A 26,900-nucleotide genomic window follows, 5' to 3' on the forward strand; every position below is an offset into this window, starting at 1 on the left:
TCGGCGCACGCGCCTTATTCAAAGACCTCCCGGAGCCTTCCATGACGATCCAGATCGGCGACCGCATTCCCTCGGCCACCCTGTCGCAGGGCACGCCGGAAGGCCCGAAACCTGTCCAGACAGACGCGTTCTTCGCAGGCAAGACCGTCGCCCTGTTCGCCGTGCCCGGCGCCTTCACCCCGACCTGCTCGGCGCGCCACCTGCCCGGCTATGTCGACAACAAGGCTGAGCTGGCCGCCAAGGGCGTGGATGTGATCGCCTGTCTGTCGGTCAACGACGCCTTCGTCATGAACGCCTGGGCCGAGAGCCAGAGCCTGACGCCCGACGACGTGGTCATGCTGGCCGACGGGAACGGCGACTTCACCCGCACCGTCGGCCTCGTCCTGGACGGCAAGGGTTTTGGCCTGGGCGAACGCTCGCAGCGCTATTCGATGCTGGTCAAGGACGGCGTCGTCACCCAGTTGAACATCGAACAGGGCGGCGAATTCAAGGTGTCCTCAGCCGAGCATCTGCTCGCGCAGCTCTAGGGGCGCCACCGTCCGCGACGCAGTCGCTCGCTGCTTGAGCGCGGCCTCAAGAGCGCTATCGCTCGCCGCGCGGCGGCTCACTGCTTGAGCGCGAGGTGTCGATGACCACCGACGTCTATTCACCCGAGAAGCGCAGCGCCGTCATGCGTCGGGTGAAGGGGCGCGACACCTCGCCCGAGATCGCGGTGCGGCGGATGCTGCGCGCGGCGGGGATCGGCTATCGGCTGGGCGGGCGAGGCCTGCCCGGCAGGCCGGATATCGTGATGCAGGGGAGGCGGACCGTCGTCTTCGTGCACGGCTGTTTCTGGCACGGTCACGACTGCGCGCGGGGGTCGCGAAAACCCAAGGCCAATGCCGACTACTGGTCCGCCAAACTGGCGAGAAATGTCGCCAGGGATCGCGAGGTCATCGCCAGATTGACCCACGCCGGCTGGCGCGTGGTCACGGTGTGGGAGTGCGATCTGAAGGCAGCGGACGCCGGGGCGAAACTGGTTGCCCAGGTGACCGGTCAGGCGGCGGCGGTCTCGGCCTCTTCGGCGTCGGAGGCCTCGCCGGCCAGGACGTGACTGAGGGCGCCGAGCAGGGCAGCCGGAGTCAGGGGCTTGGAAACGAAATAGGTCATGCCGGCGGCCATGCAGGCGGCGATATCGTCGGGCGAGGTGTCGGCGGTGACGGCGATCACGGGGATCATCGCGTTCGGTCCTTCGCCGGCGCGGAGCCTGCGGGTGGTTTCGCGACCGTCCAGCTCGGGCATCCGCACGTCCATGAAGATGACGTCGAAAGCCGAGGCCTCGCACAGGGCCAGGGCCAGAAGGCCGTCGGCGGCCGTCGCGATATCGCAGCCCAGCGGGGCCAGGATCAGCTCCACCGCGCGGCGGTTGATGTCGTGGTCGTCGACGACGAGGACGCGCAGGGGACGGTCGGCGTCCTCGTCAAAATCGTTGCTGCTTTCGATGGCTGTGACCTCGATCCCGGGCTCGACGACCGGTGGAGGAGCTCCCACGACCGGTGAGGGCGCAGGCATCGCCGGTCGCGGAGCGCGAGGCGCCAGGCTGCGAACGATGTCGCCCCGGCTCTCCTCATTGAAACCCTTGGGGGCGACAACGACGTCATCGGCGCGCGGCAGCAGGAGCGACAGGGTGAAGGCGGCGCCCTCGCCCGGACGGCTACGGGCGGTCAGACGACCTCCCATCAGTTCGGCGAGGTCGCGGCTGATGCTCAGGCCCAGACCTGTGCCGCCGTGGCGGGCGCTGACGCCTTCGGCGGTCTGGTCGAACGGGGTGAACAGACGGGTCAGCTGTTGGTTCGTCATGCCGGGACCGGTGTCGGCCACCTCGATCAGGATGGCGTAGTGCGACGGCTCCTCGAACCAGGCCGACAGGCGCAGGGTGACCGAGCCCTCGGTCGTGAACTTCATGGCGTTGGAGATCAGGTTGTTCAGCACCTGACGCAGGCGCATGGGGTCGCCCTTGACCGAGTGCGGCATGCTGGCGGAACCTTCGACCCGCAAGGTCAGGCCCTTGGCGCGGGCCTCACCCTGCCAGAACATCAGGGTCTGGGCGAGAATTCCGCGCAGGTTGAAGTCGACGGTCTCGACCGTCATCCGCCCGGCATCGAGCTTGGCATGATCCAGAAGATCGTCGAGCAGGGCCTTCATCATGATGCCGGCGTCGGTGATGAGGGCGGCCTGGGCGCGAGCGGCGCCGTCGGTCGCGCCGCGTTCCAGCTCGGCTGCGCCGGTCAGGATCGCGCTGATCGGGGTGCGCAGATCGTGGCCCACGGTGGCCAGGAAGACGGATCGGCCGGCCATGATGCGTTCGGCCTCGGCGCGACGATGGTCTGCGTCCAGGCGGGCGGCGGTTTCGGCTTCGGCAGCCTTGTTCATTCGCTCCCAGGTCGACAGGCAGTAGACGCCGAACACCAGGAAGGCGATCGTGGCGGCGGTCACGAAATGGGTCGTGGCGCCGTACCAGGCCATCCAGAACGGCGTGGCCAGCATGTAGAGGAAGTGCGGCGTGACGGTGATCGCCAACACCTGCTTCGAACGGGGTGAGTTGATCACGCCATAGATGGCGCCTGAGGCGGCCAGGACGGCGGCGCAGACCCCGCCCATGGGACCGCCGGTCAGCCACAGCGGGATGGACAGACTGCCGAAGGCGGCGGCGTTGAGGAAGAGCATGACCACGCCGGCAGCGGACCGGACCGGGCCCATCCGCTCGACCTTGCCGCTGTTGATGGGGCCGAAGACGATCAGGTCCAGCAACTGGACAGCGAAATAGACGCTGACCCACAGGCTCGAGAAGGTCCAGCCGAACAAGGGGCTGAAGACCATGGCGGTGGCTACGCCCATGGCGAGGCGCTGCAGCAAGGCTTTGCGCCGGCGGCGTATCGCTGTCGCCCACGTCGGCGCCGTGTTCGTATCAGCCTCCGACATTGCGCCCCCGATAAAACGCGCGGTCGTCGCCACGCATCGGAAGATTATGCCGACCTTGCCCCTAACGCTCCGTCAACGGGCCGGCCGAAACTGCTTCGGCGATAGATGCGAAGCCCTCGGCCCGCAGCCGTGCGGCCAGGTCGCGCTTGATCCGGCCGACCAGACCGGGGCCGTCGTAGATCAGGGCGGTGTAGATCTGGATGGCGGAGGCGCCGGCGCGGAGCCGCTCCCAGGCGTCTTGGCCCGAGGCGATGCCGCCGACGCCGACCAAGGGCAGACGGCCCTGAGCCGCCTCGGCGGCGTCACGCAGGGCGGCCAGGGCCTTGCCGCGAAGGGGCGCGCCGCTGAGGCCGCCCGCCTCGGCGCGATGGGGCGATGTCAGGCTGTCCGGGCGATCCAGCGTCGTGTTGGAGACGATCAGGGCATCGATCCGGTGGGCCAGCGCCGCCTCGACGATCATGGTGATCTCGGTCGAGGCCAGGTCCGGCGCAATCTTGAGGAAGACCGGAGCTGGCGTGGTCCGCGCTTCGGCGATCCGGCCCAGCAGGTCGTCCAGCGCCTCGCGCCCCTGTAGCGCGCGCAGGCCCGGCGTGTTGGGCGAGGAGATGTTGATCGTGAAATAGTCGCTGAGCCCGGCGAGCCGTTTGAGGCCGGTGACGTAGTCGGCGGCGCGGTCCTCCGTGTCCTTGTTGGCCCCCAGATTGGCGCCGACGACGGCGTTCGGACGACGTGACAGGTTGTCGGCGAAGGCCTCCAGCCCCGCGTTGTTGAAACCCATCCGGTTGATGATGGCGCGATCCTGCGACAGGCGGAACAGGCGGGGCTTCGGGTTGCCGGCCTGGGGCAGGGGGGTGACCGAACCGCATTCGACGAAGCCGAAGCCAAGGCGGGAAAGGCCGTGCAGGGCCTCTCCGTTCTTGTCGAGACCGGCGGCGAGACCGATCGGATTGGACAGGCTCAGCCCTGCGATCCGGGTCGCCAGAATCGGATCATCGACGCGGGGTGGGGGAAGGGGAACAGACTTGAGAGCGGTGATGGCCAGTCCGTGCGCCGTCTCCGGATCGAGCCGACGCAGGATGGCGGCGCCGAAATCGGGGACGGGCATCAGGCGGGGACCGTGAAGGGCGCGGCCTCGGTTACCGCCTTGACGGGCAGCGACCCATAGATGTGCGGGAACAGGGCGCCCCCGCGCGAGGGCTCCCAGACGACCGTGTCGTCGAGCGCCGTCAGATCGACGGTCAGCAACATCAGGTGATCACGCCCGGCGTAGTGTCTGCGCGCGGTCTCATCGAGCTGGGCGGCGCTCGACAGGTGGATGTAGCCGTCGGCCAGATCGACGGCGGATCCGGCGTAGGCGCCTTCGGCCACGGCCTCGCGCCATTCGGCCGCGTCGATGATCTTGTAGGCCAGGGTATCGGTCATCAATCTTCGGCCCCGCCGCCGAAGGCCTTGGGCGTCAGGAAGCCGTCGTAGGCGCAGCGGCCCGCGACATCGACCTCAAAGATCGCCGCCGCCCCGGTCGGAAAGCCGCCCGCCATCCGGTCGAGCACCGACGGGGAGGCAGCGCTCTCGGTCAGATACTCCATACCCAGAAGCTGGACGCCCGGATTGTGGGCCATGATCAGCAAGCAGCCGGTCGAGTCCTCCAGGCTCTCGACCAGCCGGCGGATGGTGTCGGTCGAAGCGTCGTAAAGGCGGGGCTCAATGCGAACCTCGACATCGCCAAAGGCGTCGTGCATCGCCTCCCAGGTCTGGCGCGTGCGGGTCGCTGAGGAGACCAGGGCAAGGTCGGGACGAAGTCCCTTGTCGGCCAGGATACGGCCCATCAGGGCGGCGTCGTCGAGGCCGCGGGGCGTCAGGGCGCGGTCGCGATCAAGGCCGGTGGCGGCCGCCCGCTCGGTCTTGGCGTGGCGCATCAGGATCAGGCGGTGCATGGCCCGCGCTTAGCCGGGTTCGGCGTCTCTATCCAGCCCACGCGTGGCCGGCTGCGGCTGTAGGCCGGGCGCCTCGGCGCGGACTCGTTGGGCCGAACCGCTCGGGCGGAGGCGGGCATAGGCCTGGCGCGTGGCTTCCAACAGGATGACGCCGGCGGCGCCCGGCGCGATGCGGCGACCGATCTGTTCGAATCCGTCGGCCATGCCCAGCAGAGGCGTCCACGGCGGGACGTAGAGGGTCTGTGACCAGGCTGTGGGCTCCAGCCCGGCGGCGCGGACAAGCCTTTCCAGCTGGCCCCGGGTGAAGGGACGGCCATGGCCGAAAGGGGTGCTCTCCGCACGGGCCCACATGCCGCCCCGCGCGGCGGCGGCCAGGATGATGCGTCCGGCGGGGGCGAGGGCGCGCACAGCCTCGGTCAGCAGCTGGGTGGGATCGTCCGCTTCCTCCAGCGCATGGACCAGAAGGACGCGGTCGAACGATCCGGCGGGGAAGGGCAGGCGTTTGTCGTCGACCAGAAGGGTGCGGTTGCGCCCGATGGCGGGCCAGGCCTCGACTCCCTGTCCGGAGGGCATGGCGGCGATGACGCGACGGGCGCCGACGAAGGCGTCGAGCCACGGGGTGGCGTAGCCGATGCCGAGCACGTCGCAGCCGGGCGCCTCGCCCCAGGCGTCCTCCAGCCGTTTGGCCAGCAGACGGCGCACGAGCGCCCCGGTCGGCTCGCCGTAGAAGGATCGCAGGTCTTCGATGGCGCGACGCATGATGCGACTTATATGGCGAGGAGCCTTACCGAACCAAGGACGACCCCATGCCCCTGACCGTTCATCTGTTCCCGGCGCGGACCGACAACTACGCCTTTCTGGCGCGGGACGAGGCGACGGGGACGGTCGCGGCCATCGACACGCCGGATGCGCAGGTGATCCTCGACGGCATCGCGAGCCTCGGCTGGGGCAGGCTCGACCGGATCATCAACACCCACTGGCACCCCGACCACACCGAGGGGAACGCGCGGCTTCAGGCCGAGACGGGGTGCGACATCTGGGGCCCGGAGGAAGTGCGCAATGTCGCGCCCCTGGACCGGGTGGTGGAGGAGGGCGATCTGGTCATGATCGGCAAGACGCCCCTGCATGTGACCGCGACGCCGGGCCATACCCTGGGCCATGTCGTGTTCCGCTCAGCGGCGGACGCGATCGCCTTCACCGGCGACACCCTGTTCCCGCTGGGCTGCGGTCGGCTGTTCGAAGGCACGCCCGGGCAGATGTGGGACAGCCTCAGCCGGCTGCTGACCTGGCCCGACGAAACGGTGCTGTACGGGGCGCATGAGTATACGGCGGCCAACGCCCGCTTCACGGTGAGCGTCGACGACCGGCCCGAAACCATGGCGCATGCGCAGGCCATCTTCGCCGCGCGCGAACGGGGCGAACCGACGGTGCCGACGACGATGAAGATCGAGCGGGCCTTCAACCCGTTCCTGACCGCCGGAAATGCCGAGGCGTTCGCCCTGCGGCGGGCGGCCAAGGACAGCTTCGCCGGCTGATCCCCGGTTACTCCCGGGGCGCGACGGCCCGGATGATGCTGGAGGACGACGGCCGTCCGGCCTGGCCTTGGCGAGGATCGACCACAACCCGCAGGTCGCCGCGCGCGAAGGTCACCGAACTGCGCGGGCCCTCGACCAGGGTGATGCTGCGAAGCCCGTTGACCCGGTCGCGGAACGTCGGGGTGCGGGCCATGCGGATGACCGCCTCGGTGGTCACGATCAGGGCGTCGACCATCAGGGCTTCGGACTGTTCGCCCGTCAGGTTGATCACGATCAACCGGCCCAGAGCCTGGCTGACCAGGCTGCCGCGCTGGTTCATCAGGGTGAACAGACGGATCGGGCCGAGCGTCGGCAGCTCCAGCGCCGGGGCCGCGCCGATGCGCGAGGCCGGAGAGCCGTTCGGCGTCCGGGTCGTATACAGGGTCAGTCCGCCGTCGGGCGTGACGCGCAGGATCTGTGCGCCCGCATCGTTGCGATAGATGACGTCGCCGCGCGGCGCGGGCGTCGAACGCAGCACCCAGGTCTCTTCCCGGCGCTCGAACCGGAACAGGGGACGCGTGCCCCGGCCGTCAAAGATGAACCGCTCGCCCACATCGGAGGCATAGAGGCCGTTGGCCGGCAGGCCGCGCTGGCTATCGTTCTGGAAGGTCTGGTTCTGCTCCGCCTGCGCGTTGCTCCGCACCTGGGCCTGGGCGGCCGAAGCGAGCGTGATCGCCAGAACGACGCCGGCAAACGCCATCGTCGCCGGGACCGGCGATGGCGCCGTCTCGTGCCTGACCCTTGAACTCATGACGGAAAGCGTTGCGCGGGAGCCGCGGCGGATTTTGGGCGGCTCCTTGTCAGCCGACCAGGTATTGACCGCCGTTCAGCGACAGTGTGCAGCCTGTGACATATCCGGCACGCTCTCCCGACAGCCAGGACACCATGTCGGCGATCTCCTCGCCCTTGCCGAGACGGCCCACGGGGATCTGGGCGATGATGCCGGCCAGCACCTTTTCGTCCATGGCGCCGACCATCTCGGTATCGATGTAGCCAGGCGCGATACAGTTGACGGTCACGCCCTTGCGCGCGTTCTCGAGCGCCAGGGCCTTGGTGAAGCCGATCATGCCGGCCTTGGCGGCGGAATAGTTGGTCTGGCCGATCTGACCCTTCTGGCCGTTGATCGAGGAGATGTTGACGATCCGGCCGAAGCCCCGGTCGCGCATGCCGTTGATCACCTGGCGCGTCATGTTGAAGACGCTGTCCATGTTGACCCGGATGACGTCGCCCCATTGGTCCGAGGACATCTTGTGGAAGAAGCCGTCGCGGGTGATGCCTGCGTTGTTGATCAGGACGTCGATCGGGCCCAGCTCGGCCTCGACGTCGGCGACGGCGCGGGCGCAGTCGTCGTAGGAGCCGACATTGCCCTTCACGACCATGACGCCCAGCTCGCGTGCCGTGGCCTCGGCGGCCTCGGCATTCCCGGAATAGCCGGCCGCGACGGACATGCCGTCTTCCTTCAGGCGCTGAACGATCGCCTTGCCGATACCGCGGGTTCCACCCGTGACGAGAGCCACTCGAGCCATGTGCGTTCCTGTTTCCCTGACGGCCGTGTCTGATGCGCGGCCTGTTCATTAACCGGTGTAGCCGGTGGGGAGTTGCGCGGGAAGGGCTCGAGACCGGCGGCGCGGGGGCTCCGGCCGCCGGTCGAGGGATCAGACGATGCGGGCCGCCTCGTCGAACGTCAGCCGCGGGCTGCGCGGGAACAGGTTGTCATCGTTGCCGTAGCCCAGGTTGACGATGAAGTTCGGCTCCATGTCGCCTTCCGGGAAGAACTCGGCCTTCACGCCCGCCGGATCGAAGCCGGACATGGGGCCGACGTCGAGACCCAGGGCGCGGGCGGCCAGCAGGAAATAGCCGCCCTGCAGCGACGAGTTGCGGAAGGCGGACTCACGGCGGCCCGTCTCGTCGCCGAACCAGTCGCGGGCGCCCGGGGCGTGCGGGAACAGGTGCGGCAGGTGGTCGTGGAAATTCATGTCGTAGCCGATGATGACCGTGACCGGCGCCTGGGCCGTCTTGGCCTGGTTGCCCTCGGACATCAGCGGGACGAGGCGCGCCCTGGCCTCCGGCGAGGTTACGAAAACAAAGCGGGCCGGGGTGTTGTTGACCGCTGTCGGACCGAATTTGGTCAGGTCATACAGGCGGTGCAGCAGCTCGGTCGGCACGGGCCGGTCGGTCCAGCCGTTGCGCGTGCGGGCCTCGGTGAAGACCTGGGCGAGAGCGGCATCGCTCAGCGGCGTGTCGCGGGCGGTAAGAGAGTCGAAAGCCATTTGGGAAACCCCTGAGATCTACAACTGCATCAGCAGCGGTTGCATATAAGGGGCGAGCCTGAAGCGAGTTCAAGACGATTCGCATCACAAACCGTTGCTAATTCGCCGGGCTCTCCTCGGGATTGCTCCCCGACGGTGTGATCAGCTAGGCTGGGACGTCGAAAAGGACCTGTGCGGGCAGTTGGTAAGCCCCGCGCCCTTCTCCGGAAGGCTCCGTCGCCGCCCTGCGCAGCGACCCTCGGCAAGCCTGACGCATGTGCGTCGTCCGGCTTGTCGGGAAGTCGCGACGACCTCTCCCGCCGAGCCCTATCGAGGAGAGTCTTCAATGCCGACCATCACCACCCGTGACGGCCTGATCACCCAGATCAATGTCTTCGACATCGTTCCGGGAAAGCAGGCCGATCTGCTGATCCTGCTCACCGAGGCGGCCGAATCCTGCCGCGACGCAGTCCCCGGATGGGTCTCCGCCAGCCTGCACCTCAGTCTGGATGGAGCGCGTCTGGTGAACTATGCCCAGGCCGAGGACAAGGCGGCGATGAAGGCCGTCTTCGCCCATCTGAATGACGGTGGCTGGCTCGAGCGGAACCGGGCCTTCGGCGTAGCCCACCCCGGTCTCTATCGGGTCATGCGAACCTTGGAACGCTGACGGGTCGGCGGCGTCCGGCTATTTGACCTTCTCGATGAGAGCCTGCGCCGCCGCCGGGTTCCGCACCTTTGCGCCGGAGATGAAATAGGCGAAGACGTCGCCCCGCTCCGCCCAGGCCTTGGTCTGTTTGGCGATAGCGTTCAACTCCGTAGCATTCATGCCCGTCAGTTCGTCCTCGCGGCTGGACATCAGGCGGGCATAGGTAAAGTCGGCGGTCGGCTCGTCGATCCGGGGCCAGGTCGGCTCCTCGTCGTCGACGGCATAGACGATGGCGGCGCCGTATCTTGCGGCCAGATCGTAGAACTGCTGTGTCGCGAAGGTCGGGTTGCGGACCTCCAGCGCGTGTCTCAGACGGACGCCGTCCTTCTCCTTCGGCAACAGCTTCAGGAAGCCCTCGAAGTCCTCGGGATCGAACTTCTTGGTCCCCATGAACTGCCAGTTTATGGGCCCCAGCCTGTCGCCCAGCAGGGTCAGGCCCTGGTCGAGGAACCGCGCGAAACTCTCGCCGCCTTCGGACAGCACCTTCCGGTTGGTGCAGTAGCGGCTGGCCTTGACCGAGAAGACGAAGCCCTCCGGCGTCTCGTCGCGCCATTTCATCCAGCTGTCGGGCTTGAACGTCGAATAATAGGTGCCGTTGATCTCGATCGAGGTCAGGGCGCGCGAGGCAAACTCCAGCTCACGCTTCTGCGTCAGGTCCGACGGATAGAAGACGCCGCGCCAGGGTTCGAAGGTCCAGCCGCCGATGCCGATATGGATGGGGTGGGTCATGGGGTGTCCTTGCCGTCGTCGAAGACGTCGTCGTGCCAGTCTTCAAGTCCGTGACGGAACCGCAGGATCAGAACGCCAGCCTCATCCACGGTGTAGATGATCACATGCGATTGAAAAGGGCGGGCGCGGACCGGCGGCTCGATCGTCTCTCTCAGCCGGCAAGCCAGAGGAAAATCTGCGATCATCTGAACGGCGCCGCGCAGACCGGCGACATAGGCTTCAGCCCTGCGCGTTCCGAATGATTCCGAGCCGACGAGGTAGATCGACCTCAGATCGGCGTCGGCTGCCGCCGTATAGCGGACATTCAAGGTCAGGCAGCCTGAGAGCCGGATCGTGCTTCCGCCTCGGCCCGAGCCGTGGCGATGATCTCGTCGAAGCTGCGATCGCTCATGCCCGAAGCGTACGCCTCATCGACCAGTCGCTGCATGTTGGCGATCTTCTCGGCCTTGACCTGATCCCGTCGGATCAGATCGCGGACGTAGTCGCTGGAGTTCGAATAACGGCCGTCACGGGTCTGATCTTCGACCCAGGCTTTCATGGGATCAGGGAGGGAGATGTTCATTGTCGCCATACCTTGACGATCTCCCCAATGGCAAACCTTGTCAAGAACCGTAGTCGACGCCGGTCAGGTACAGACCGTCCGAAGGCGCGACCGGACCGCAGGCGGTGCGATCCTTAGCCTCAAGCGCGGCCTTCACATCGTCGGGCGTCCAGCGTCCCAGCCCCGCCTCGACCAGGGTCCCGGCCATGGATCGGACCTGGCGGTGCAGGAAGGAGCGGGCCTCGAACACCAGATGCACCTCCTCGCCGACACGGGTGACGCGGGCGACATCGAGGGTCTTCTCCGGCGATTTCGACTGGCAGGCCAGGTCACGGAAGGTGGTGAAGTCGTGGTGGCCGATCAGGTGGTTCGCCCCGGCCTGCATCGCGTCGGCGTCCAGGGCCTTGCGGACGTGCCAGACCTTGCCGCGGTCCAGCGCCGGGCGGCCGGGGCGGTTGAGGATACGGTAGAGGTATTTGCGGCCCGTGGCCGAGAAGCGGGCATGCCAGTCGTCGGCCACGGCCCGGCAATCAAGGACGGCGACACCCTCCCGGATCAGGTGGGCGTTGAGGGCGTTCATCACTGTGACGGCGGGCCAGTCCCTGTCCAGATCGACATGGGCGACCTGGCCGGTGGCGTGGACGCCGGAGTCTGTCCGTCCCGCGGCGGCGATCCGCACGGTCTGGCCGCAGAAGGCGTGGATGGCCGTCTCGATCGCGCCCTGGACCGTCGGCTGGCCGTCCTGGGCCTGGAAGCCGTTGTAGGGGCCGCCGTCGTATTCGATGTCCAGCCGATACCGGGGCATCAGCCCAGGATCGTCCCGACCGGCAGGGCGAAGCCGTTGAGGAAGTCGGCCGGCGACTGCTGCGCCTTGCCCTCGCGCTGGACCCGAAGCAAGCGGACGGCTCCCCTTCGTCCTTCAGAGTCCGGGCCGCAGGCGATCAGCAGCCCGCCCTCGAGCAGTTCTCCAGGCGCACCGGCGCCCTCGCTGGACAGGCAGGACAGCAGGGCCTTCACCCGCACCGGACCGTCGGGGCCGGGGGCCTCGAACCAGGCGCCGGGGAAGGGGGACAGGCCGCGGATGTGGGCGTCGATCTCTGCCGCAGGGCGGGTCCAGTCGATGCGGGCCTCTGCCGGCGTGATCTTCTTCGCATAGGTCGGTTCGCCGACCTGCGGGGTCTCGGTGACGCCGCCCCGCTCAATGGCCGCCAGGGCCCGGGTCCACAAGGTGGCGCCGACCGTCGACATCCGCTCCGACAGGCTGGCGGCCGTGTCGTCACGCTGGATCGGCAGGATCTCGCTGAGCAGGATCGCGCCCTCGTCCAGGCCCTCGGACATGCGCATGATCTGGACGCCGGTCTCCTTGTCGCCGGCCATGATGGCGCGCTGGATCGGGGCGGCGCCGCGCCAGCGAGGCAGCAGCGAACCATGCAGGTTGAAACAGCCGAGACGCGGCGCCTCCAGCACGGCGGGCTTCAGGATCTGGCCGTAGGCGACGACGCAGGCCGCATCGAGATCGAGGCTGGCGAAGGTGTCGATAGCGTCCTGGGCCTTCATCGACTCCGGCGTGAAGACCGGCAGACCCATGGCCTCGGCGAAGGCGTGCACCGGCGACGGCGTCAGCTTCTGGCCGCGTCCTTTGGGTCGGGGCGGCTGGGAATAGACGGCCACGATCTCGTGGCCCGAGGCGATGAGCTCGGCCAGGGACGGCACGGCGAATTGGGGGGTACCCATGAAGGCGAGGCGCATGGGGCCGCCTTTAGACGCTGGGGACGGTTACTGCCAGCGGGTGGAGACGCCGCCGCCCTCATCCCATTCGCCGCCGGCATCGAGCGCGTCGTCGAACACCAGCAGACGGTCCAGCAGCACGCCGGCGATGATGCCGAGCGCGGCCACGCCGACCAGAGTCGCGACCGAGCCGATGCCGATCTTTTCCGAACGGGTCAGGCGGCGACGGCCGGAGCGGTCGACGATGCGGTCGCGGAAACGGGACATCAGGCGTCCTCTCTCAGGCGCATGGTCTTCTTGACCTTGGACATGGCACGGTCCCGACGCAGGCGCGACAGGTGGTCGATGAACAGCACGCCGTTCAAATGGTCGAGTTCGTGCTGGTAGCAGACGGCGTAGAGACCCTCGATTTCTTCCTCGATGCGGTTTCCGTCGCGATCCAGATGGCTTACGCGGACACGCGCCGGGCGCTCGACCTCGTCGAAATACTCCGGAATCGAAAGGCAGCCCTCTTCGTAGCAATAGGTGTCGTCAGAAGCCCACAGGACTTCCGGATTGACGAAGAAGCGCGGGTTGGGGACGCGGGTCTCCTCGCCCTCAGCGAGGGGCTCGGCGCCTTCCGGAAGGGGGCCGTCGCCCAGGTCCATGACTACGACGCGGTGCAGTTCCCCGATCTGCACGGCGGCCAGACCGATGCCCGGTGCGTCGTACATGGTCTCCAGCATGTCATCCATCAGGGTGCGCATGGCGTCATCGACGACCGACACGGGCTTTGACACCTGCTTGAGGATCGCCAGGTCGGCGGCGTTGTCGATGGTCAGGATGCGTCGGATAGCCATGGCCGTCAGGTAGGCGCGAGGGCCGAAGGGGTCAAGTTTGGCGGATCAGACCTGACCTGGCAGGGGCCTCGGCTTCCGGTCCTGATCGATGGCGACATAGGTGAAGACGCCCTCGGTCACGCGCGACACAACCTGCATCGAGCGCGGCCGCTTCCACGCCTCGACCCGGACGCGGATCGAGGTACGGCCGGACTTGATGACTGTGGCGTACAGCGACACCTCGTCGCCGACCGAGACCGGCTGGTGAAACACCATGGCGTCGACCGCGATGGTGGCGCAGCGGCCTTGGGCCAGGTCGAATGCGGGCGTCGATCCGGCCAGGTCCATCTGGGCCAGCAACCAGCCGCCGAAGATGTCACCTTCGGGGTTGGTGTCGGCCGGCATGGCAATGACCCGCCCGACGAGTTGACCGTCGGGCGTTTCCGGGGAGGGAACGGTCATGCGGTCAGTCCTGCGGCTTCAGGTGATCGTCCAGCCAGTGGAACACCTCGTTGTGCCACTGCAGGCTGTTCTGGGGCTTCAGCACCCAGTGGTTCTCGTCCGGGAAGACGATCAGCCGGCTCTCGATCCCGCGACGCTGCAGGGCGGTGAAGGTCGACAGGCCCTGCGAGGTCGGGATGCGGTAGTCGAGGTCGCCCTGGATCACCAGCATCGGCGTCTTCCACTCGGACACGTGGTGCACCGGGTTGAAGCGCTCATAGCCCTCCGGGTTGTCGTAGTGGGTGCCGCCGTATTCCCACTCGGTGAACCACAGTTCCTCGGTGCCGTAGCCCATGCCGCGCACGTCGAAGACCCCGTCGTGGTTGACCAGGCATTTGAACGCGTCCGACCAACGACCGGCGATCCAGTTGATCATGTATCCGCCATAGGAGGCGCCGAGCGCGCAGGCGTTGTCGCCGTCCAGGAAGCTGTAGCGTTCCTGTGCCGCCGCCCAGCCCTTTTGAAGGTCTTCCAGCGGGCGGTCGCCCCAGTGCTGCGAGATCGCATCGGTAAAGGCCTGGCCGTAGCCGGTGGAGCCGTGGAAATCGATCATCACCACCGCATAGCCCGCGCCGGCATAGGTTTCGGGATTCCAGCGATAGGACCAGCTGTTGCCGAACGACCCCTGCGGCCCGCCGTGGATCAGGAAGGCGACCGGGTATTTGCGGCCCTCGACGTAACCGGCCGGCTTGATGACGTAGCCGTGGACGGTCTCATTGTTCCAGCCGGCGAAGGTGAACTGCTCGGCATCGCCGAACAGGCGGCTGTCGAGTTCGGGGTTCACATCGGTGATCTGGCGCGGCATCTCGCGACCTCGGAACGTCTTGACGTAGAGTTCCGACGGCGAAGTCAGGCTGTCCTGGGCAAAGACGAAGCCTGACGGCGTCTGGTCGAAGGCGGAGACATGACCGTCGCCCGTGATCGGCACGACGGTGTCGCTCTCGATGTCGATCGCCGACAGAACGGTCTGACCCGTGTCGCCGGCGATGACGTACAGGCTGCGGCCGTCGGCGGACCATTGCAGGGTGTCGGCGGAGCGGTCCCAGTTGGCGGCGACTTCACGTTTGGCGCCGGTGGCCACATCCATCAGCACGATCTGCCAGCGGTCGGCCTCGAAGCCCGGGCGGGCCATGGCCCGATAGGCCATCGTCTTGCCGTCGGGCGAGAAGACCGGGCCGGTGTCCCAGGCGTCGTTGGCGTCGGTCAGGTTGGTGAAGCCTTCCCCGGTCAGGCCGTTGGTCCGGTAAAGGTCGAAATTGGTGCTCCACGGTTCGGTCTGGCCGGCCAGGCGCGCCGAGAAGACGATGGCGTCGCCCCGGGGCGTGAAGGTGAACTCGCTCTCGTCGCCGAAAGGCTTGGACGGGGTGTCGCCGTCGAAGCCGTGGGTGACCCAGACCGGATCGCCCGAACCGTCGGCATTGACCACGAACAGGTGGTTCTGGGTGCCGTCGTTCCAGGTGTCCCAGTGACGCACGAACATGCGGTCGAAGACCATGCCGGTCGACTTGCGCTCGCCGGCCTCGGTCCCGCGCGCAACGGAGCAGTCCAGGTCATCGCAGCTCGGATAGACGGCCAGCGACACGACGACCTTCGTGGCGTCGGAGCTCAGGCGATAGGCGTTCACGTCCAGCGGCAGGTCGGTGACCTGGGTCGCCGTGGCGCCTGTGCTGTCGGTCTTCCAGACCTGGCTCGTGCCCGACCGGCCCGAGAGGAAATACAGGGCGCCGTCCGAACCCCAGCGGGCGGTGTTGGCGCCGCCGTCGGAGATGGCCAGGCGACGGGCCTCGCCCTCGCCGTTGAGGTCCTGGATCATCAGGCTGGAGACGCCGCGGTTGGCCTCCATGTCCGTGGCGCGCACATTGTAGACGACGTGTCGTCCGTCCGGCGACACGCGCGGGTCCGACAGCCGGTTGGCGTTCAGCATGTCAGTGTATGTGAAGGCGCGTTCGGCAGCCTGAGTGGGCGCGGCAGGCGCTTCGGCCAGAACGGGAAAGGCCGTCAACACAGCGAGGGCGGCGCAGGCGGGCAGCAGGGAACGGTGACGCATCGGACGGCTCCTGGGACTTCGTTGGCGCTGGCGTAGCACCGGGCGAAGTCCACAGGAAGCAGTCGTCAGATCACGGCGTCGGCGCCGTCCACCGCGCGGTCCAGTCGAGAATTTCCCTCTGCCAGTCGACCCAGTTGCGCGGCTTCAGAACCCAGTGGTTCTCGTCCGGCACATGGACGAAGCGGCTCGGGATGCCCTGACGTTGCAGGGCGGAGAAGGTGGCCAGGCCTTGATCGATGGGCACCCGGAAATCTCGCGATCCGTGCAGGACCAGCATGGGCTTCTCCCAATCCCCGGCGAAGTCGCCGGGCGAAAACGCGCGATAAAGGTCCATCCGTTCCCACGACGGCCCGCCGAACTCCCAGATGAAGTTGCCGATATCCATGGCGTTCATCAGCTGGGGCACATCGAAGACGCCGGCGTGGTTGACCAGACAGGCCCACGGCCCGTTCCACTTGCCGGCGATCAGATTGACCATGTATCCGCCGTAGGAGGCGCCGAGCGCGCAGGCGCGATCCCCGTCGATGAAGCTGTTGGACGCCAGCGCCGCGGCCCAGCCCTTCTGCAGATCTTCCAGCGGCCGGTCGCCCCAGTGGTCGTTGATGGCGTCGGTGAAGGCCTGGCCGTACCCGGGCGAGCCGTGGAAGTTGATCATGACGACGGCGTATCCGGCCGAGGTGTAGATCTGCGGGTTCCAGCGATAGGACCAGCTCTCCGTCCAGGGCGACTTGGGTCCGCCGTGGATCAGATAGACGGCCGGATAGGTCTGGCCTTCGACATAGCCGACGGGCTTGAATACCCAGCCGCGCACGTCCCCGCCGTTCCAGCCCGCGAAGGTGAAGGCCTCGGCCTCGGGCAGGTCGAGCGCCGCCATGGCGTCGGCGTTATGGCTGGTCAGGGCGCGGGCGCCGTCGCCTGTCGCGATCATGATCTGGGCCGGGGCTTCGAAGCCGTCGCGGGCATAGACGAGGACGCCGGCCCGGCTTTCCACGCCGGAGATGGCGCCCCGTCCGCTGAGGCGAGCCACGGCGCCGGTGCGGGCGTCGACCTCGAACAGCCTGTTCTGGCCGTCGTCAGAACCGGTGGCATAGAGACGGCGGCCGTCCGAAGACCAGGTCAGCGAGCCGAACCCGCGATCCAGGTCCTCCGTCACGACCCTCCCGTTGTCGCCGTCAGCGTCCGCGAGGACCAGCATGGCCTGGTCGCCGCCGACGTTCTCACGCCCGGACGCGAGCCAGGCGAGGCGGCGGCCGTCCAGGGAGAAGACGGGCGATCCGTCCGGTCCCGGGTTGTCCGAGGTCAGATTGGTTGCAGCGCCTCCGTCGAGCGACACACGATACAGGTCCGAATTGTTGGTGAAGGCCTCGTCGGAGCCCTGGGTCTGGGTCGAATAGACGATCGTCCGCCCGTCGGGGGAGATGGCGAACTCGTCCTCGGTCCCCTGAGGTTGGGACGGCGTGTCGGCGTCGATCCCGGCCATCAGGTCGCGAGGCGAACCGTCCGCGAGGCCCGATCCATTCAATGCCTGCACGAACAGATGCTGGCGCCGCCCGTCATTCCAGTGGTCGAACTGGCGCAGCGGCATCCGGTCATGGCCGGTGACCGTCGAGGGCGAGCGGTTGTCCGCGTCGATCCGGTCCTTCGTGCACTGAAGCGTGTCGCAATCGATGAAGATCGGCAGGCTGAGGATCAGGTTGCGCCCATCTGGTGAGACCTTGAAGGCGACGACGTCGACCGGATAGGTCGTGACCTGCACCGCCGCATTGCCCTGCGCATCCGCGCGCCACACTTGGTTCGACCCCCCGCGCGCCGACAGGAAATAGATCGCCTGCCCATCGACGGCCCAACGCCCGGTCGAGGCGCCGCCGGTCGAGACAGCGAGCTTGCGCGGCTCCCCGCCGCTGACGTCCGCGACCCACAGGGCGCTGACCCCACGATTGCCGTCCCAGTCGGTCGAGCGGACGGAATAGAGCACGCGTCGTCCGTCCGGAGACAGGCGCGGATCGGATACCCGGTCCATCATCGCCAGCGCCCGCATGGAAAGTCCGCCGGGCAGGGCGGCCACATCGGCGCCGGAAGGAGAGGCCAGCTGGGCCGAGGCCGTCATCGGGGCGGCCGCCAGCATCAGTGCTGCGGCCGCCGTCGTGATCATCCAGCGCATGGTGGTCTTCCCCTGTTCGCAAAAGACTTATCACGCGACCGCCCCGAGCCAAGCCGCGCGCTTGCCTGCATTCCCGCCAGAGGCGACAAGGGGTGCGGATGACTGCTTCGCCGCCTGCCACGACCGAGCCTGACGACGCCCCCGCGCGGCGGCCGGACCACGTCGTCGATGTCCTGATCGCCGAGCGGGCCCCGCGTCTGACCGGCTCGGTCGTCTGGCCGCTGGTTCGTCCGGCGTTTCATTCGATCCTGGGCTACAGGCAGGCGCGGGAACTGGCCGACGCCATCGGTCCCCTGCGGGGACAGGCGGCGCTGGACCATGTGTCGAACCTGCTGGATCTGAAGGTGTCCAGCCTGAATCTGGACCGCCTGCCGGCGACCGGCCGCTGCATGGTCGTCTGCAACCATCCGACCGGGATCGCCGACGGGATCGCCGTCTATGACGCAATCAGGAAGCGCCGCGCCGACGCCATCTATTTCGCCAACGCCGACGCCGTCCGCGTCGCACCCCGGCTCGACGAGGTCATCATCCCGGTCGAATGGGTGGTCGCCAAGCGCACGCGCGCCAAGACCCGCGTCACCCTGGATGCAGCGAAGGCCGCGTTCGACGCGGAACGCTGCGTGGTCATGTTCCCTGCGGGCCGGATCTCCCGGGTGGGCAAGGACGGCGCCCTGACCGACCCGGAGTGGGCATCGACTGCGACGTCGCTGGCGCGGAAATACGACGCACCGACCATTCCGATTCATGTGAGCGGCCCCTGGTCGACCCTCTTCCACCTGTTCCACCGGGTGTCGCCGGAGCTGCGGGACATCACCCTGTTCCACGAGTTGCTGAACAAGCGGAAAAAGCCATTCCGGCTCAGCGTCGGCAAGCCGATCCCGCCGACCCGCCTCGACATCGACGCCACCCGCGCGACCTATGCGCTCAAGGCCTTCACCGAGCGGGTCCTGCCCAGCCAGCCCGACGCGGACTTCGCCTGATGATCGGGATCGATCTGGCCGATGCGGAGGCGACCACGGCCCTCGGCCGCGCCGTCGCGCCGCGTCTCGAACCCGGCGAGGCCGTCCTGCTTTACGGCCCGCTCGGCATGGGCAAGTCGACCCTGGCCCGGGGTCTGATCCGGGCGCTCGCCGGCGAGGACGAGGACGTGCCTTCGCCGACCTTCACCCTGGTCCAGTTCTACGAGACCGACCCGCCCGTCGCCCATTTCGACCTCTATCGCCTGACCCGGCCGGAGGAGGCGTTCGAGATCGGTCTGGACGAAGCGCTCGACGTCGGCGCCGCCCTGATCGAATGGCCAGAGCGGCTGGGCGACGATCCCGCCCGCGCCCTGGGGCCCGACCGCCTGACCATCACCCTGGAAGAACGCGGCGAGGGACGGCATGCGACCGTTTCCGGCGCAGGGGCGTGGGCAATGAAGATCAACGATGTCGTCGAAAGCCTGCCGAAGAGCCTGAATGTCTGACGCCCTGACCGATCGCGAGGCCCAGCGGGTCGCCTTCCTGACGGGGGTGGGCCTCGCCGACGCCCGCCGCGCGCCCCTGCCCGGCGACGCCTCGACGCGCCGCTACGAACGGCTGACGCCGACGAACGGTCCGGGTCTGATGCTGATGGACCAGGTCGCGGCGGCTGAGAGCCCGCCGGCCGATCCCTCCTGGTCGCCCGAGCGTCGCAAGGCCGAGGGCTGGAACGCTGTCGCCCGCCTGTCCGCCGGCCGGATCGAGGCCTTCGCCGCTGTCGCCTCTCATCTGCGCAGCGTGGGCCTGTCGGCGCCCGCCATCGTCGCGCTGGACGCGCCGGCCGGCCTCGCTGTGCTGGAGGATTTCGGCGACGACCTGTTCGCCCGCGTGATCGAGGCCGGTCAGGACGAGACGCCCCTCTACCTCGCCGCCGTCGACGCCCTGGCCGAACTGCATGCGGTGCCGACGCCGCCGATGCTGACGGGAGCGGCGGGCCCATGGCCTCTGCAGGTCTATGACGAAACCGCACTCCAGGGCGGGGCCGATCTGTTCGTCGAATGGATGCCGAAGCTCAAGCCCGAGCTGCGTTTCGACGACGCCGCCATCGCGGACTGGCATGCCGCCTGGGCGCCCATTGTCGCCGAGGGCGAGGCCGGCGCCTCGGTGGTCGCCCACCGCGACTATCACGCCGAGAACCTGATCTGGCTGCCCGATCGCGAGGGCCCCGCCCGGGTCGGCATGATCGACTTCCAGGACGCGGTCCGCGCCCACCCGTCGTGGGATCTCCACTCCCTGCTTCAGGATGCCCGCCGTGATGTATCGCCCGCGCTCGAAGCCGAGGCGCTGGACCGCTATTTCGAGGTCGCCCGCGTCGATGACCGTGCGGCCTTCCTGCGCGCCTACGCCGGGCTCGCGACCCTGAACGAGGCCCGGATTCTCGGCATCTTCGCCCGCCTGATCGTGCGCGACGGCAAGCCGCGCTACGCTGCCTTCATGCCGCGCATGTGGGCCCACCTGAACGCCAACCTGACCCAGCCCGGCCTCGAGGGCGTGGCGCGCTGGTTCGACCGGTATGTGCCGGAAGAGGTGCGCGCATGACCGCCCCCAAGACCGCCATGGTCCTCGCCGCCGGTCTCGGCACGCGGATGCGGCCCCTGACCGACGATCGGCCCAAGGCCCTCGTCGAGGTCGGCGGCCGGGCCCTGATCGACCACGTGCTGGATCGGCTGGCGGAAGCGGGCGTGACGAAGGCGGTGGTCAATGTCCACTGGTTCGCCGACCGGCTGGAGGCCCATCTGGCCGCACGCGGACGCGGGCCCGAGATCGCCATCTCCGACGAACGCGCCGAACTGCTGGAAACCGGCGGCGGCCTCAAGAACGCCCACCCGCTGCTCGGCGACGATCCGGTCTTCGTGGCCAATATCGACAGCGTCTGGACCGATCGCAGCGACGCCCCCTGGGCCGACGCACTGGTCCGCCTGTGGGACCCGGTGAAGATGGACGCCTGCCTCCTCCTCGCCACCCGCGAAGGCGCCATCGGATTCGAGGGCGACGGCGACTTCTTCCTCGCCGAAGACGGTCGCCTGACCTTCCGGGGCGAAGCTCCGTCGGCGCCATTCGCCTATATGGGCGTGCACATTACACGGCCCGACTACGCCGCCGGCGGGCCGGACGGACCCTTCTCGCTCAGCCCGCTGTGGCGCGCCTCGGCGGCGGCCGGGCGGCTGTACGGCTGCGTCCTCGACGGCGACTGGATGCACGTCGGCGATCCCCAGGCCCGCGACGAAGCCGAGGCCAGACTGGCGGCAGAGTGACCGCAGCGTTCAATCCTTTCCCGGGAGCCGGCGGCAAGGACGATCCGCGCTGGTTCGCCATCCCTGCGCACCGGCCGTTCCTCGAGGACCTCGCCGCAGGCGTGCTCGACTGGCTGGGCGACCAGGCGCCGGAGACTCTGTCCGACGCCACCATCCTCCTGCCCAACCGCCGCGCCGCGCGGGCCTTCACTTCCGCCCTGTCCGCGCTGAGCGGCGACCACCCCGTACTCCTGCCCCAGGTGCGCCCGCTCGGCGATCTCGAGGAGGACGAGCCGCCGTTCACGCCGGGCGAACTGGGCCTCGACCTGCCGCCCGCCATCGCCCCCCTGACGCGCCGTTTCGAGATGGCGCGGCTGGTCGTCGAGCAGCACGACGACAGCCTGTCGCCGATGCGCGCGCTGGAGCTGGCCGACAGCCTCGGCGCCTTCCTCGATTCCTGCCACATCGAGGAGGTCGAGGCCCCCGAACGGATCGCCACCCTCGTCGAGGAGGATTTCGCCGAGCACTGGCGGAAGTCCGCGAAGTTCCTCGGCCTCGCCGTCGAAAAATGGCCTGTGCGGCTGGCCGAGCTCGGCCTCGTCGACGCCTCGTGGAGACGGACGAAACTGCTGCGCCTGCTGACCGAGCGCTGGGACAGTCATCCGCCGCAGGGCCCGGTGATCGCCGCCGGGTCGACCGGCACGGTCAAAGCCGCCGCCGACGTGCTCAAGGCTGTGGCCCGAGCGCCCCAGGGCTGCGTCGTCCTCCCCGGCCTCGACCTCGACCTGGGCGAGCCGGCCTGGGAGGCCATCGAGGAACAGCATCCGCAGAGCGCGCTGAAACGGCTGCTCGAACGCGCCGACATCGACCGCGCCGCCGTCCGTCCCTGGTTCCGCCGCCCGGCCGAACCCGCCGTCGAGGCGCGTGGTCTGGCCCGCCAGCGTCTGGTCAACGAGGCCCTGCGCCCCGCCGAGGCCACCGCCGACTGGCGCGCCGAGATCGCCCGGCTGCGCGCCGACGCCGCTGATGCGGGCCAGGCCGCCGACCCCATCGCCCTCGGCCTCGAAAGCCTGTCGGTCGTCGCGACCCGCACCGAGGAGGACGCCGCCGCGACCATCGCCCTGATGATGCGCGAGACGCTTGAGACCCCCGGTCGCACCTGTGCCCTGGTCACCCCGGACCTCGCTCTCGGTCGCCGGGTCGCCGCGCGGCTGGAGCGCTGGGGCATCGTCGCCGACAGCTCCTCGGGCGCGACCCTGGACCAGATGCCCGTCGGTGTCCTCGTCGACCTGGCCGCCCGCTTCATCGCCGATCCGCTGAAGCCCCAGACCGTTCTGGCCCTGATCAAACACGCATTGACGACCCTGCCCGAGGCCACGCCCCACGCCGTCGCCGAGCTGGAGAAGGTCGCTTTCCGTGGCCCCCGCACTCGCGACTGGACAAGGATCGGGACGCGACTGAGCCAGGCCGTCGAACCCCGCCGCGACGGCCGCCCGCCCTCAGATGCGGCCCTCGGCCGCCTCGCCGAAGCGAGCGCGCTCGCCGGGCGCCTGCAGGTCCTCGCCGAAACCGCCGCCCTGGGCCGCGCCGCGCCGCTGGACCGGGCCGCCCGAAGCCTGACCACCCTCGTCGAGGCCCTCGCGGGGATCGATGTCTGGGCCGGACCGGACGGGGAGGCGGCGGCGTCGCTGCTGTCGCAACTGATCGAGGGCGGGGCGTCCCTGGGCGACGTGACAGCCGCCGAGTTCGCCGAACTCGTCGCCGCCCTGCTCCATGACACGACCGTCCGCACCGGCGGCGCGACCCACCCAAGCCTGCGCATCCTCGGCGCCATCGAGGCCCGTCTGGCGCGGGCCGACCGGATGATCCTGGCCGGGCTGGAGGAGGGCGTCTGGCCCCAGGGCGCGCCGATCGACCCCTTCCTGTCGCGCCCGATGAGGAAGACCCTCGGCCTGCCCCCTCCCGAGCGCCGCGTCGGCCAGACGGCCCAGGACTTCGTCCAGGCCGCCTGCGCGCCCGAGGCCGTCCTCGTTCACTCCGAGCGACGAGGCGGCCAGCCCGCCGTGCGGTCGCGCTGGCTGTGGCGGCTGGACATGCTGACACGGGGAGCCGGGGTGGAGATCGACCGCCCGGCCGAAGCCCTCGCCGCCGCCCGCGCCCTCGACGCCCCGGTCGCCGGTCAGGGCGGGCTCGCGAAACGCCCGGCCCCGAAGCCTCCCGTCGACCGCCGTCCGCGCCAGCTCCCCGTCACCGGCGTCGAGCGCTGGGTGCGCGACCCCTATGCGGTCTATGCCCGCTACGTCCTGAACCTGCGTCAGCTCGACCGGCCGGGTCAGTCCGCCGAGGCTCTGCTGCGCGGTCAGGCGATCCACAAGGCCGTCGAACGGTTGGCCCTGAGCTGGCCCGACGTTCTGCCCGACGACTGCGAGGCCGAGATCGCGACCTTGCTGCACGAGGAGCTTCGCAACCACGGGTTTGAGGACGCCGCCATGGCGCGCGAGGCCCCGCTGGCGCGGAACTGCGCCCGCTGGCTGACCGGCTTCGAAATCCGTCGTCGTGCTCTGGGCATCGAGATCCGTGTCGAAGAAGAAGTTGAGATGACCTTCGACGCCCCCGCCGGCCCCTTCATCCTCACGGCCAAGGCCGACCGGATCGAGCTGTCCTCAACCGGCGCGGCCATCCTCGACTTCAAGACGGGCGCGGCCCCCTCGGCCAAACAGGTCAGGTCCGGTTTCGCCCCCCAGCTGACCCTGACCGGCGCCATCCTGGCGGAGGCGGGGCTCAAGACCTCCGGCCCCGTCGAGCCGGAGGAACTGACCTATGTCCGCGTCGTCGGCCGCAAGGTCCCCGGCGAGCAATCGGTGCGCGCCTCCGGCGCCGAGGCCTCCGACCTGTCGATGGCGGCCCTGGCCGGCCTCAAGGCCCGCGTCGCCCGCTTCGACGAGCCGACCACCCCCTATCTCAGCTGGGTCGCGCCGCAGTTCATGGGCAATTTCGGCGGCAACTACGACCACCTCGCCCGGGTCTGGGAATGGGCGGTCGCCGGCGCCGACGGAGACGCCGAATGAGCGTCGTCGATACGTCTGTCCGAATCCTGCCCGACCCCGCCCAGATCGCGGCGGCGAACCCGCGCCAGTCGGTCTTCGTCACCGCCAACGCCGGTTCGGGCAAGACCTCGACCCTCGTCGACCGCGTGGCCCGTCTGCTGCTGGAAGAGGTCCAGCCCGGCGAGATCCTGTGCGTCACCTACACCAAGGCCGCCGCCGCCGAGATGCAGCGCCGGCTGTTCGGCCTGCTGGGCGACTGGTCGGTGCGCGATGACGCCAGCCTCAGCGCGGCCCTGTCGGACCTCGAGGGCCGGCCCATCCTCGACTACGACCACCTCCGCCTCTCCCAGGCCCGCGCCCTCTTCGCCCGCGCCCTGGAGACCCCCGGCGGCCTGAAGATCCAGACCATCCACGCCTTCTGCGAGAAGCTGCTGCGCCGCTTCCCCCTGGAGGCCGGCGTCTCCCCCGGCTTCCGGGTCATGGACGACGCCGCCAGCGCCGCCATCGCCGACGCCGCCCGTAAGGCCGTCGCCAGACTGGCGCTCAAGGGCGAGGGCTTGGTCGCGGAGGCCTATGCCCGCTTCTCGGTGGCCCTGGATTTCCAGAGCTTCCAGTCGATGTTCGGCGCCTTCGAGAGCGCCCGGGGCCGGCTGGCCGTCTATCTGGAAAAGCACGGCGGCCTGCCGGGCGCGGTGGCCGATGTCTGGGACGTCTGCGGCTTCCCGGAGCCCGAAGATCCCGAGGCGGTCGAACTGCGCGCCGTCGCCGCGCTGAACCTGCGCACCTGGCGCGAGGCCGCCGAGGTCCTGGCCCAGGGCGGCAAGGCCGACGCCAAGAATGGCGCGGCCCTGCTGGTGCTCGCCACCGACCCCAGTTTCCACGGCGCCCTGGCCTGCCTGTTCACCGACAAGGGCGAGGGGACCCCGGCGACATGGGTGGCCAAGACCAGCGGCCTCAAGAGCCACGAACCCCTGCGCGCGGGCCTGCTGGCCGACCAGGAGGCCCTGGAGGAGGCCCGCGCCTGGCGTCGAGCGGCCCAGGTGGCGGTGGAAACCGACGGCGCGCTCATCCTGGCCAACGCCTACCTCACCGCCTACGCCATGGAGAAGGCGTCCTACGGCGCGCTGGACTTCTCCGACCTCATCGAGAAGACGCGGGATCTGGTGGCCGAGAGCCCGGCGGCGGCCTGGGTGCTCTACAAGCTGGACGGCGGCATCGACCACATCCTGGTGGACGAGGCCCAGGACACCGCCCCGGACCAGTGGGCCATCGTCCGCTCGCTCGCCGGCGAATTCTTCTCCGGCGCCGGCGTGCCCACCGCCACGCGCCTGGAGCGCAACATGTTCGTGGTGGGCGACGAGAAGCAGTCGATCTACTCCTTCCAGGGCGCCCGGCCCGAGCTGCTGATGGAGCAGTTCGAGTTCCACAGGGACCGCGCCACCGGGGCCGGCTTCCGCTTCGAGAAGGTGGACCTGCTGGATTCCTGGCGCTCGACCCCCCAGGTGCTCACCTTTGTCGACGCGACCTTCTCCTCGCCGGAACTGGCCACCGCCATCCTGCCGCGCGCCCTGGCCGAGCCCATCACCCACAAGGCGCGCCGGGTCGACCACGCCGGCTGCGTCGACATCTGGCCCCTGGAGCGGGAGGAGAAGGGCGACGTCCGCGAGGCCTGGGACGCCCCCCTCGACCAGGAGACCGAGGCCAGCGCCAACAAGCGCCTGGCCGCCCGCATCGCCTGCGAGATCGGCGAGCTGCTGACCCGCGGCGACGGGGTGTTCGACAAGGGTCTGGGCGCGAGGGGCGAATGGCGCCCCGCCCGCCCCGGCGATGTCCTGATCCTGGTGCGCCGCCGCAAGGCCCTGTTCGAGGAGATCCTGCGGGCCCTGAAGCACGCCAAGATCCCCGTCGCCGGCGCCGACCGCCTGGCGCTGTCCGAGCACATCGTCTTCGACGATCTGGTGGCGACGGCTCGCTTCGTCCTCTTCCCCGCCGACGACCTGACCCTGGCGGCCCTGCTGCGCAGCCCCTTCTGCGACCTCACCGACGACAGCCTCTACGCTCTCGCCAAGGGCCGGCAGGTCAGCCTGTGGCAGGCGCTCACCGCCCGCGCCGAGGAGCGCCCCGAGTGGCGCGAGGCCCACGGCCAGCTGACCCGCCTGCTGGAGGAGGCCCGCGAGCGTCGGCCTTTCGAGTTCTATTCCCGCCTGCTGGGCGCCCGCGACGCGTTGGGACGCTCCATGCGCCAGCGCCTGCTGCGCCGGCTGGGGGGCGAGGCCGAAGACGCCCTGGACGAGTTCCTGGCCCAGGTCCTGGCCGCCGAGAGCCGGGGGATCGAGGACCTGGAGAGCCTGACCGCCGCCTTCGCCAGCCTGGACATCACGGTCAAGCGCGAGTTGGAGGCCGGCCGCGACGAGGTCCGGGTGATGACCGCCCACGGCGCCAAGGGCCTGGAGGCGCCCATCGTCTTCCTGCCCGAGACCACGCTCTCCCGCGGCGCGCGCGGCACACCCCTGCTGGAGACCGAGAGCGGCGGCTTCCTCTGGTGCGCCAGCGCCAAGGGCGACTGCGAGGCCTCGGCCACCGCCCGCGAACGCCGCGCCGCCCGGGAGGAGGACGAGGCCTACCGCCTGCTCTATGTGGCGCTGACCCGG

28 protein-coding genes are annotated in these 26,900 nt (G+C 69.1%); 10 read left to right on the plus strand and 18 right to left on the minus strand.

Features of this window, described 5'->3' with window-relative positions:
- The first annotated feature begins 41 nt into the window (after nt 1-41).
- Together RMO01_RS10120 and RMO01_RS10125 are read left to right on the plus strand one after the other, a co-directional pair.
- A complete protein-coding gene (locus RMO01_RS10120; RefSeq protein ID WP_309628928.1) occupies nt 42-527 on the plus strand; it encodes a peroxiredoxin in 486 nt (161 codons plus the stop codon).
- 101 nt (nt 528-628) lie between these two features.
- Nucleotides 629-1,093, plus strand: a complete 465-nt coding sequence (locus tag RMO01_RS10125) for a very short patch repair endonuclease (protein WP_309628956.1) — start codon at nt 629-631, stop codon at nt 1,091-1,093.
- On the opposite strand, the gene RMO01_RS10130 is transcribed toward RMO01_RS10125, so the two are convergent.
- From RMO01_RS10130 to RMO01_RS10150, 5 genes are all read right to left on the minus strand, one after another.
- Nucleotides 1,036-2,895 (minus strand): ATP-binding protein, encoded by a 1,860-nt coding sequence (locus tag RMO01_RS10130; RefSeq protein WP_309628929.1) that lies wholly within the window; start codon nt 2,893-2,895, stop codon nt 1,036-1,038. The genes RMO01_RS10125 and RMO01_RS10130 overlap by 58 nt on opposite strands.
- A 127-nt stretch (nt 2,896-3,022) precedes the next feature.
- A complete protein-coding gene (locus RMO01_RS10135; RefSeq protein WP_309628930.1) occupies nt 3,023-4,066 on the minus strand; it encodes a quinone-dependent dihydroorotate dehydrogenase in 1,044 nt (347 codons plus the stop codon).
- Entirely contained in the window at nt 4,066-4,383 is a 318-nt protein-coding gene (locus tag RMO01_RS10140) for a DUF952 domain-containing protein (RefSeq protein WP_309628931.1), read from the minus strand. The genes RMO01_RS10135 and RMO01_RS10140 overlap by 1 nt, the downstream gene beginning before the upstream one ends.
- Nucleotides 4,383-4,895, minus strand: coding sequence for a histidine phosphatase family protein (locus tag RMO01_RS10145; RefSeq protein ID WP_309628932.1), 513 nt, complete (start codon nt 4,893-4,895; stop codon nt 4,383-4,385). Before RMO01_RS10145 ends, RMO01_RS10140 begins: the two co-directional genes overlap by 1 nt.
- A 9-nt stretch (nt 4,896-4,904) precedes the next feature.
- Complete coding sequence (locus tag RMO01_RS10150; protein WP_309628933.1) at nt 4,905-5,654, minus strand: methyltransferase domain-containing protein; 750 nt, start codon at nt 5,652-5,654, stop codon at nt 4,905-4,907.
- Nucleotides 5,655-5,701: 47 nt separating this feature from the next.
- On the opposite strand from RMO01_RS10150, the gene gloB reads away from it, so the two are divergent.
- Nucleotides 5,702-6,430, plus strand: a complete 729-nt coding sequence (gene gloB, locus RMO01_RS10155) for a hydroxyacylglutathione hydrolase (protein WP_309628934.1) — start codon at nt 5,702-5,704, stop codon at nt 6,428-6,430.
- Between the two features lie 7 nt (nt 6,431-6,437).
- Here gloB and RMO01_RS10160 read toward each other — a convergent pair whose 3' ends face one another.
- The 3 genes from RMO01_RS10160 to RMO01_RS10170 form a co-directional block, all read right to left on the minus strand.
- The gene (locus RMO01_RS10160) at nt 6,438-7,169 is read right to left on the minus strand and encodes a DUF4908 domain-containing protein (protein ID WP_309628935.1); all 732 of its coding nucleotides are present in this window, start codon (nt 7,167-7,169) and stop codon (nt 6,438-6,440) included.
- A 100-nt stretch (nt 7,170-7,269) separates the two neighbouring features.
- Nucleotides 7,270-7,995 carry an acetoacetyl-CoA reductase gene (gene phbB / locus RMO01_RS10165; RefSeq protein ID WP_309628936.1) on the minus strand — a complete coding sequence of 242 codons (726 nt, stop codon included), beginning with the start codon at nt 7,993-7,995 and terminating at the stop codon, nt 7,270-7,272.
- 129 nt (nt 7,996-8,124) lie between these two features.
- Nucleotides 8,125-8,739 (minus strand): malonic semialdehyde reductase, encoded by a 615-nt coding sequence (locus RMO01_RS10170; RefSeq protein WP_309628937.1) that lies wholly within the window; start codon nt 8,737-8,739, stop codon nt 8,125-8,127.
- A 325-nt stretch (nt 8,740-9,064) separates the two neighbouring features.
- Here RMO01_RS10170 and RMO01_RS10175 point away from each other — a divergent pair, with 325 nt between their 5' ends.
- Nucleotides 9,065-9,385 (plus strand): antibiotic biosynthesis monooxygenase, encoded by a 321-nt coding sequence (locus tag RMO01_RS10175; RefSeq protein ID WP_309628938.1) that lies wholly within the window; start codon nt 9,065-9,067, stop codon nt 9,383-9,385.
- A gap of 18 nt (nt 9,386-9,403) precedes the next feature.
- Here the strand turns inward: RMO01_RS10175 and RMO01_RS10180 are convergent, their stop codons facing one another.
- The 10 genes from RMO01_RS10180 to RMO01_RS10225 all read right to left on the minus strand — a co-directional run bounded on the left by RMO01_RS10180 (nt 9,404) and on the right by RMO01_RS10225 (nt 17,949).
- Nucleotides 9,404-10,153, minus strand: a complete 750-nt coding sequence (locus RMO01_RS10180; protein ID WP_309628939.1) for a DUF72 domain-containing protein — start codon at nt 10,151-10,153, stop codon at nt 9,404-9,406.
- On the minus strand, nt 10,150-10,461 hold the full coding sequence (locus RMO01_RS10185; protein ID WP_309628940.1) for a type II toxin-antitoxin system RelE/ParE family toxin: 312 nt from the start codon (nt 10,459-10,461) through the stop codon (nt 10,150-10,152). Before RMO01_RS10185 ends, RMO01_RS10180 begins: the two co-directional genes overlap by 4 nt.
- A gap of 2 nt (nt 10,462-10,463) precedes the next feature.
- The gene (locus RMO01_RS10190) at nt 10,464-10,724 is read right to left on the minus strand and encodes a type II toxin-antitoxin system ParD family antitoxin (RefSeq protein WP_309628941.1); all 261 of its coding nucleotides are present in this window, start codon (nt 10,722-10,724) and stop codon (nt 10,464-10,466) included.
- A 31-nt stretch (nt 10,725-10,755) separates the two neighbouring features.
- Nucleotides 10,756-11,499, minus strand: a complete 744-nt coding sequence (gene truA, locus RMO01_RS10195) for a tRNA pseudouridine(38-40) synthase TruA (protein ID WP_309628942.1) — start codon at nt 11,497-11,499, stop codon at nt 10,756-10,758.
- Complete coding sequence (fmt, locus tag RMO01_RS10200) at nt 11,499-12,443, minus strand: methionyl-tRNA formyltransferase (RefSeq protein ID WP_309628943.1); 945 nt, start codon at nt 12,441-12,443, stop codon at nt 11,499-11,501. The genes truA and fmt overlap by 1 nt, the downstream gene beginning before the upstream one ends.
- Before the next feature lie 27 nt (nt 12,444-12,470).
- A complete protein-coding gene (locus tag RMO01_RS10205) occupies nt 12,471-12,689 on the minus strand; it encodes a hypothetical protein (RefSeq protein ID WP_309628944.1) in 219 nt (72 codons plus the stop codon).
- Nucleotides 12,689-13,261, minus strand: coding sequence for a peptide deformylase (gene def / locus RMO01_RS10210; RefSeq protein ID WP_309628945.1), 573 nt, complete (start codon nt 13,259-13,261; stop codon nt 12,689-12,691). Before def ends, RMO01_RS10205 begins: the two co-directional genes overlap by 1 nt.
- A gap of 45 nt (nt 13,262-13,306) precedes the next feature.
- Entirely contained in the window at nt 13,307-13,702 is a 396-nt protein-coding gene (locus RMO01_RS10215; RefSeq protein ID WP_309628946.1) for an acyl-CoA thioesterase, read from the minus strand.
- Between the two features lie 4 nt (nt 13,703-13,706).
- Nucleotides 13,707-15,788: a S9 family peptidase gene (locus RMO01_RS10220; protein WP_309628947.1), complete on the minus strand. Its 2,082-nt coding sequence runs from the start codon at nt 15,786-15,788 to the stop codon at nt 13,707-13,709.
- A gap of 70 nt (nt 15,789-15,858) precedes the next feature.
- A complete protein-coding gene (locus RMO01_RS10225) occupies nt 15,859-17,949 on the minus strand; it encodes a S9 family peptidase (protein ID WP_309628948.1) in 2,091 nt (696 codons plus the stop codon).
- Between the two features lie 98 nt (nt 17,950-18,047).
- Here RMO01_RS10225 and RMO01_RS10230 point away from each other — a divergent pair, with 98 nt between their 5' ends.
- The 6 genes from RMO01_RS10230 to addA all read left to right on the plus strand — a co-directional run.
- Nucleotides 18,048-18,929, plus strand: coding sequence for a 1-acyl-sn-glycerol-3-phosphate acyltransferase (locus tag RMO01_RS10230; RefSeq protein WP_309628949.1), 882 nt, complete (start codon nt 18,048-18,050; stop codon nt 18,927-18,929).
- Nucleotides 18,929-19,414, plus strand: a complete 486-nt coding sequence (gene tsaE, locus RMO01_RS10235) for a tRNA (adenosine(37)-N6)-threonylcarbamoyltransferase complex ATPase subunit type 1 TsaE (protein WP_309628950.1) — start codon at nt 18,929-18,931, stop codon at nt 19,412-19,414. The genes RMO01_RS10230 and tsaE overlap by 1 nt, the downstream gene beginning before the upstream one ends.
- Nucleotides 19,407-20,507 carry an N-acetylmuramate/N-acetylglucosamine kinase AmgK gene (amgK, locus tag RMO01_RS10240; RefSeq protein ID WP_309628951.1) on the plus strand — a complete coding sequence of 367 codons (1,101 nt, stop codon included), beginning with the start codon at nt 19,407-19,409 and terminating at the stop codon, nt 20,505-20,507. Before tsaE ends, amgK begins: the two co-directional genes overlap by 8 nt.
- A complete protein-coding gene (murU, locus tag RMO01_RS10245; protein WP_309628952.1) occupies nt 20,504-21,223 on the plus strand; it encodes an N-acetylmuramate alpha-1-phosphate uridylyltransferase MurU in 720 nt (239 codons plus the stop codon). Before amgK ends, murU begins: the two co-directional genes overlap by 4 nt.
- A complete protein-coding gene (addB, locus tag RMO01_RS10250; protein WP_309628953.1) occupies nt 21,220-24,270 on the plus strand; it encodes a double-strand break repair protein AddB in 3,051 nt (1,016 codons plus the stop codon). Before murU ends, addB begins: the two co-directional genes overlap by 4 nt.
- Nucleotides 24,267-26,900, plus strand: a 2,634-nt coding sequence (gene addA, locus RMO01_RS10255) for a double-strand break repair helicase AddA (RefSeq protein ID WP_309628954.1), incomplete at its 3' end; no start/stop codon positions are given. The genes addB and addA, both read left to right, overlap by 4 nt.

Origin of the sequence: Brevundimonas sp. (assembly GCF_031412435.1) — a bacterium.
GTDB lineage: Bacteria > Pseudomonadota > Alphaproteobacteria > Caulobacterales > Caulobacteraceae > Brevundimonas.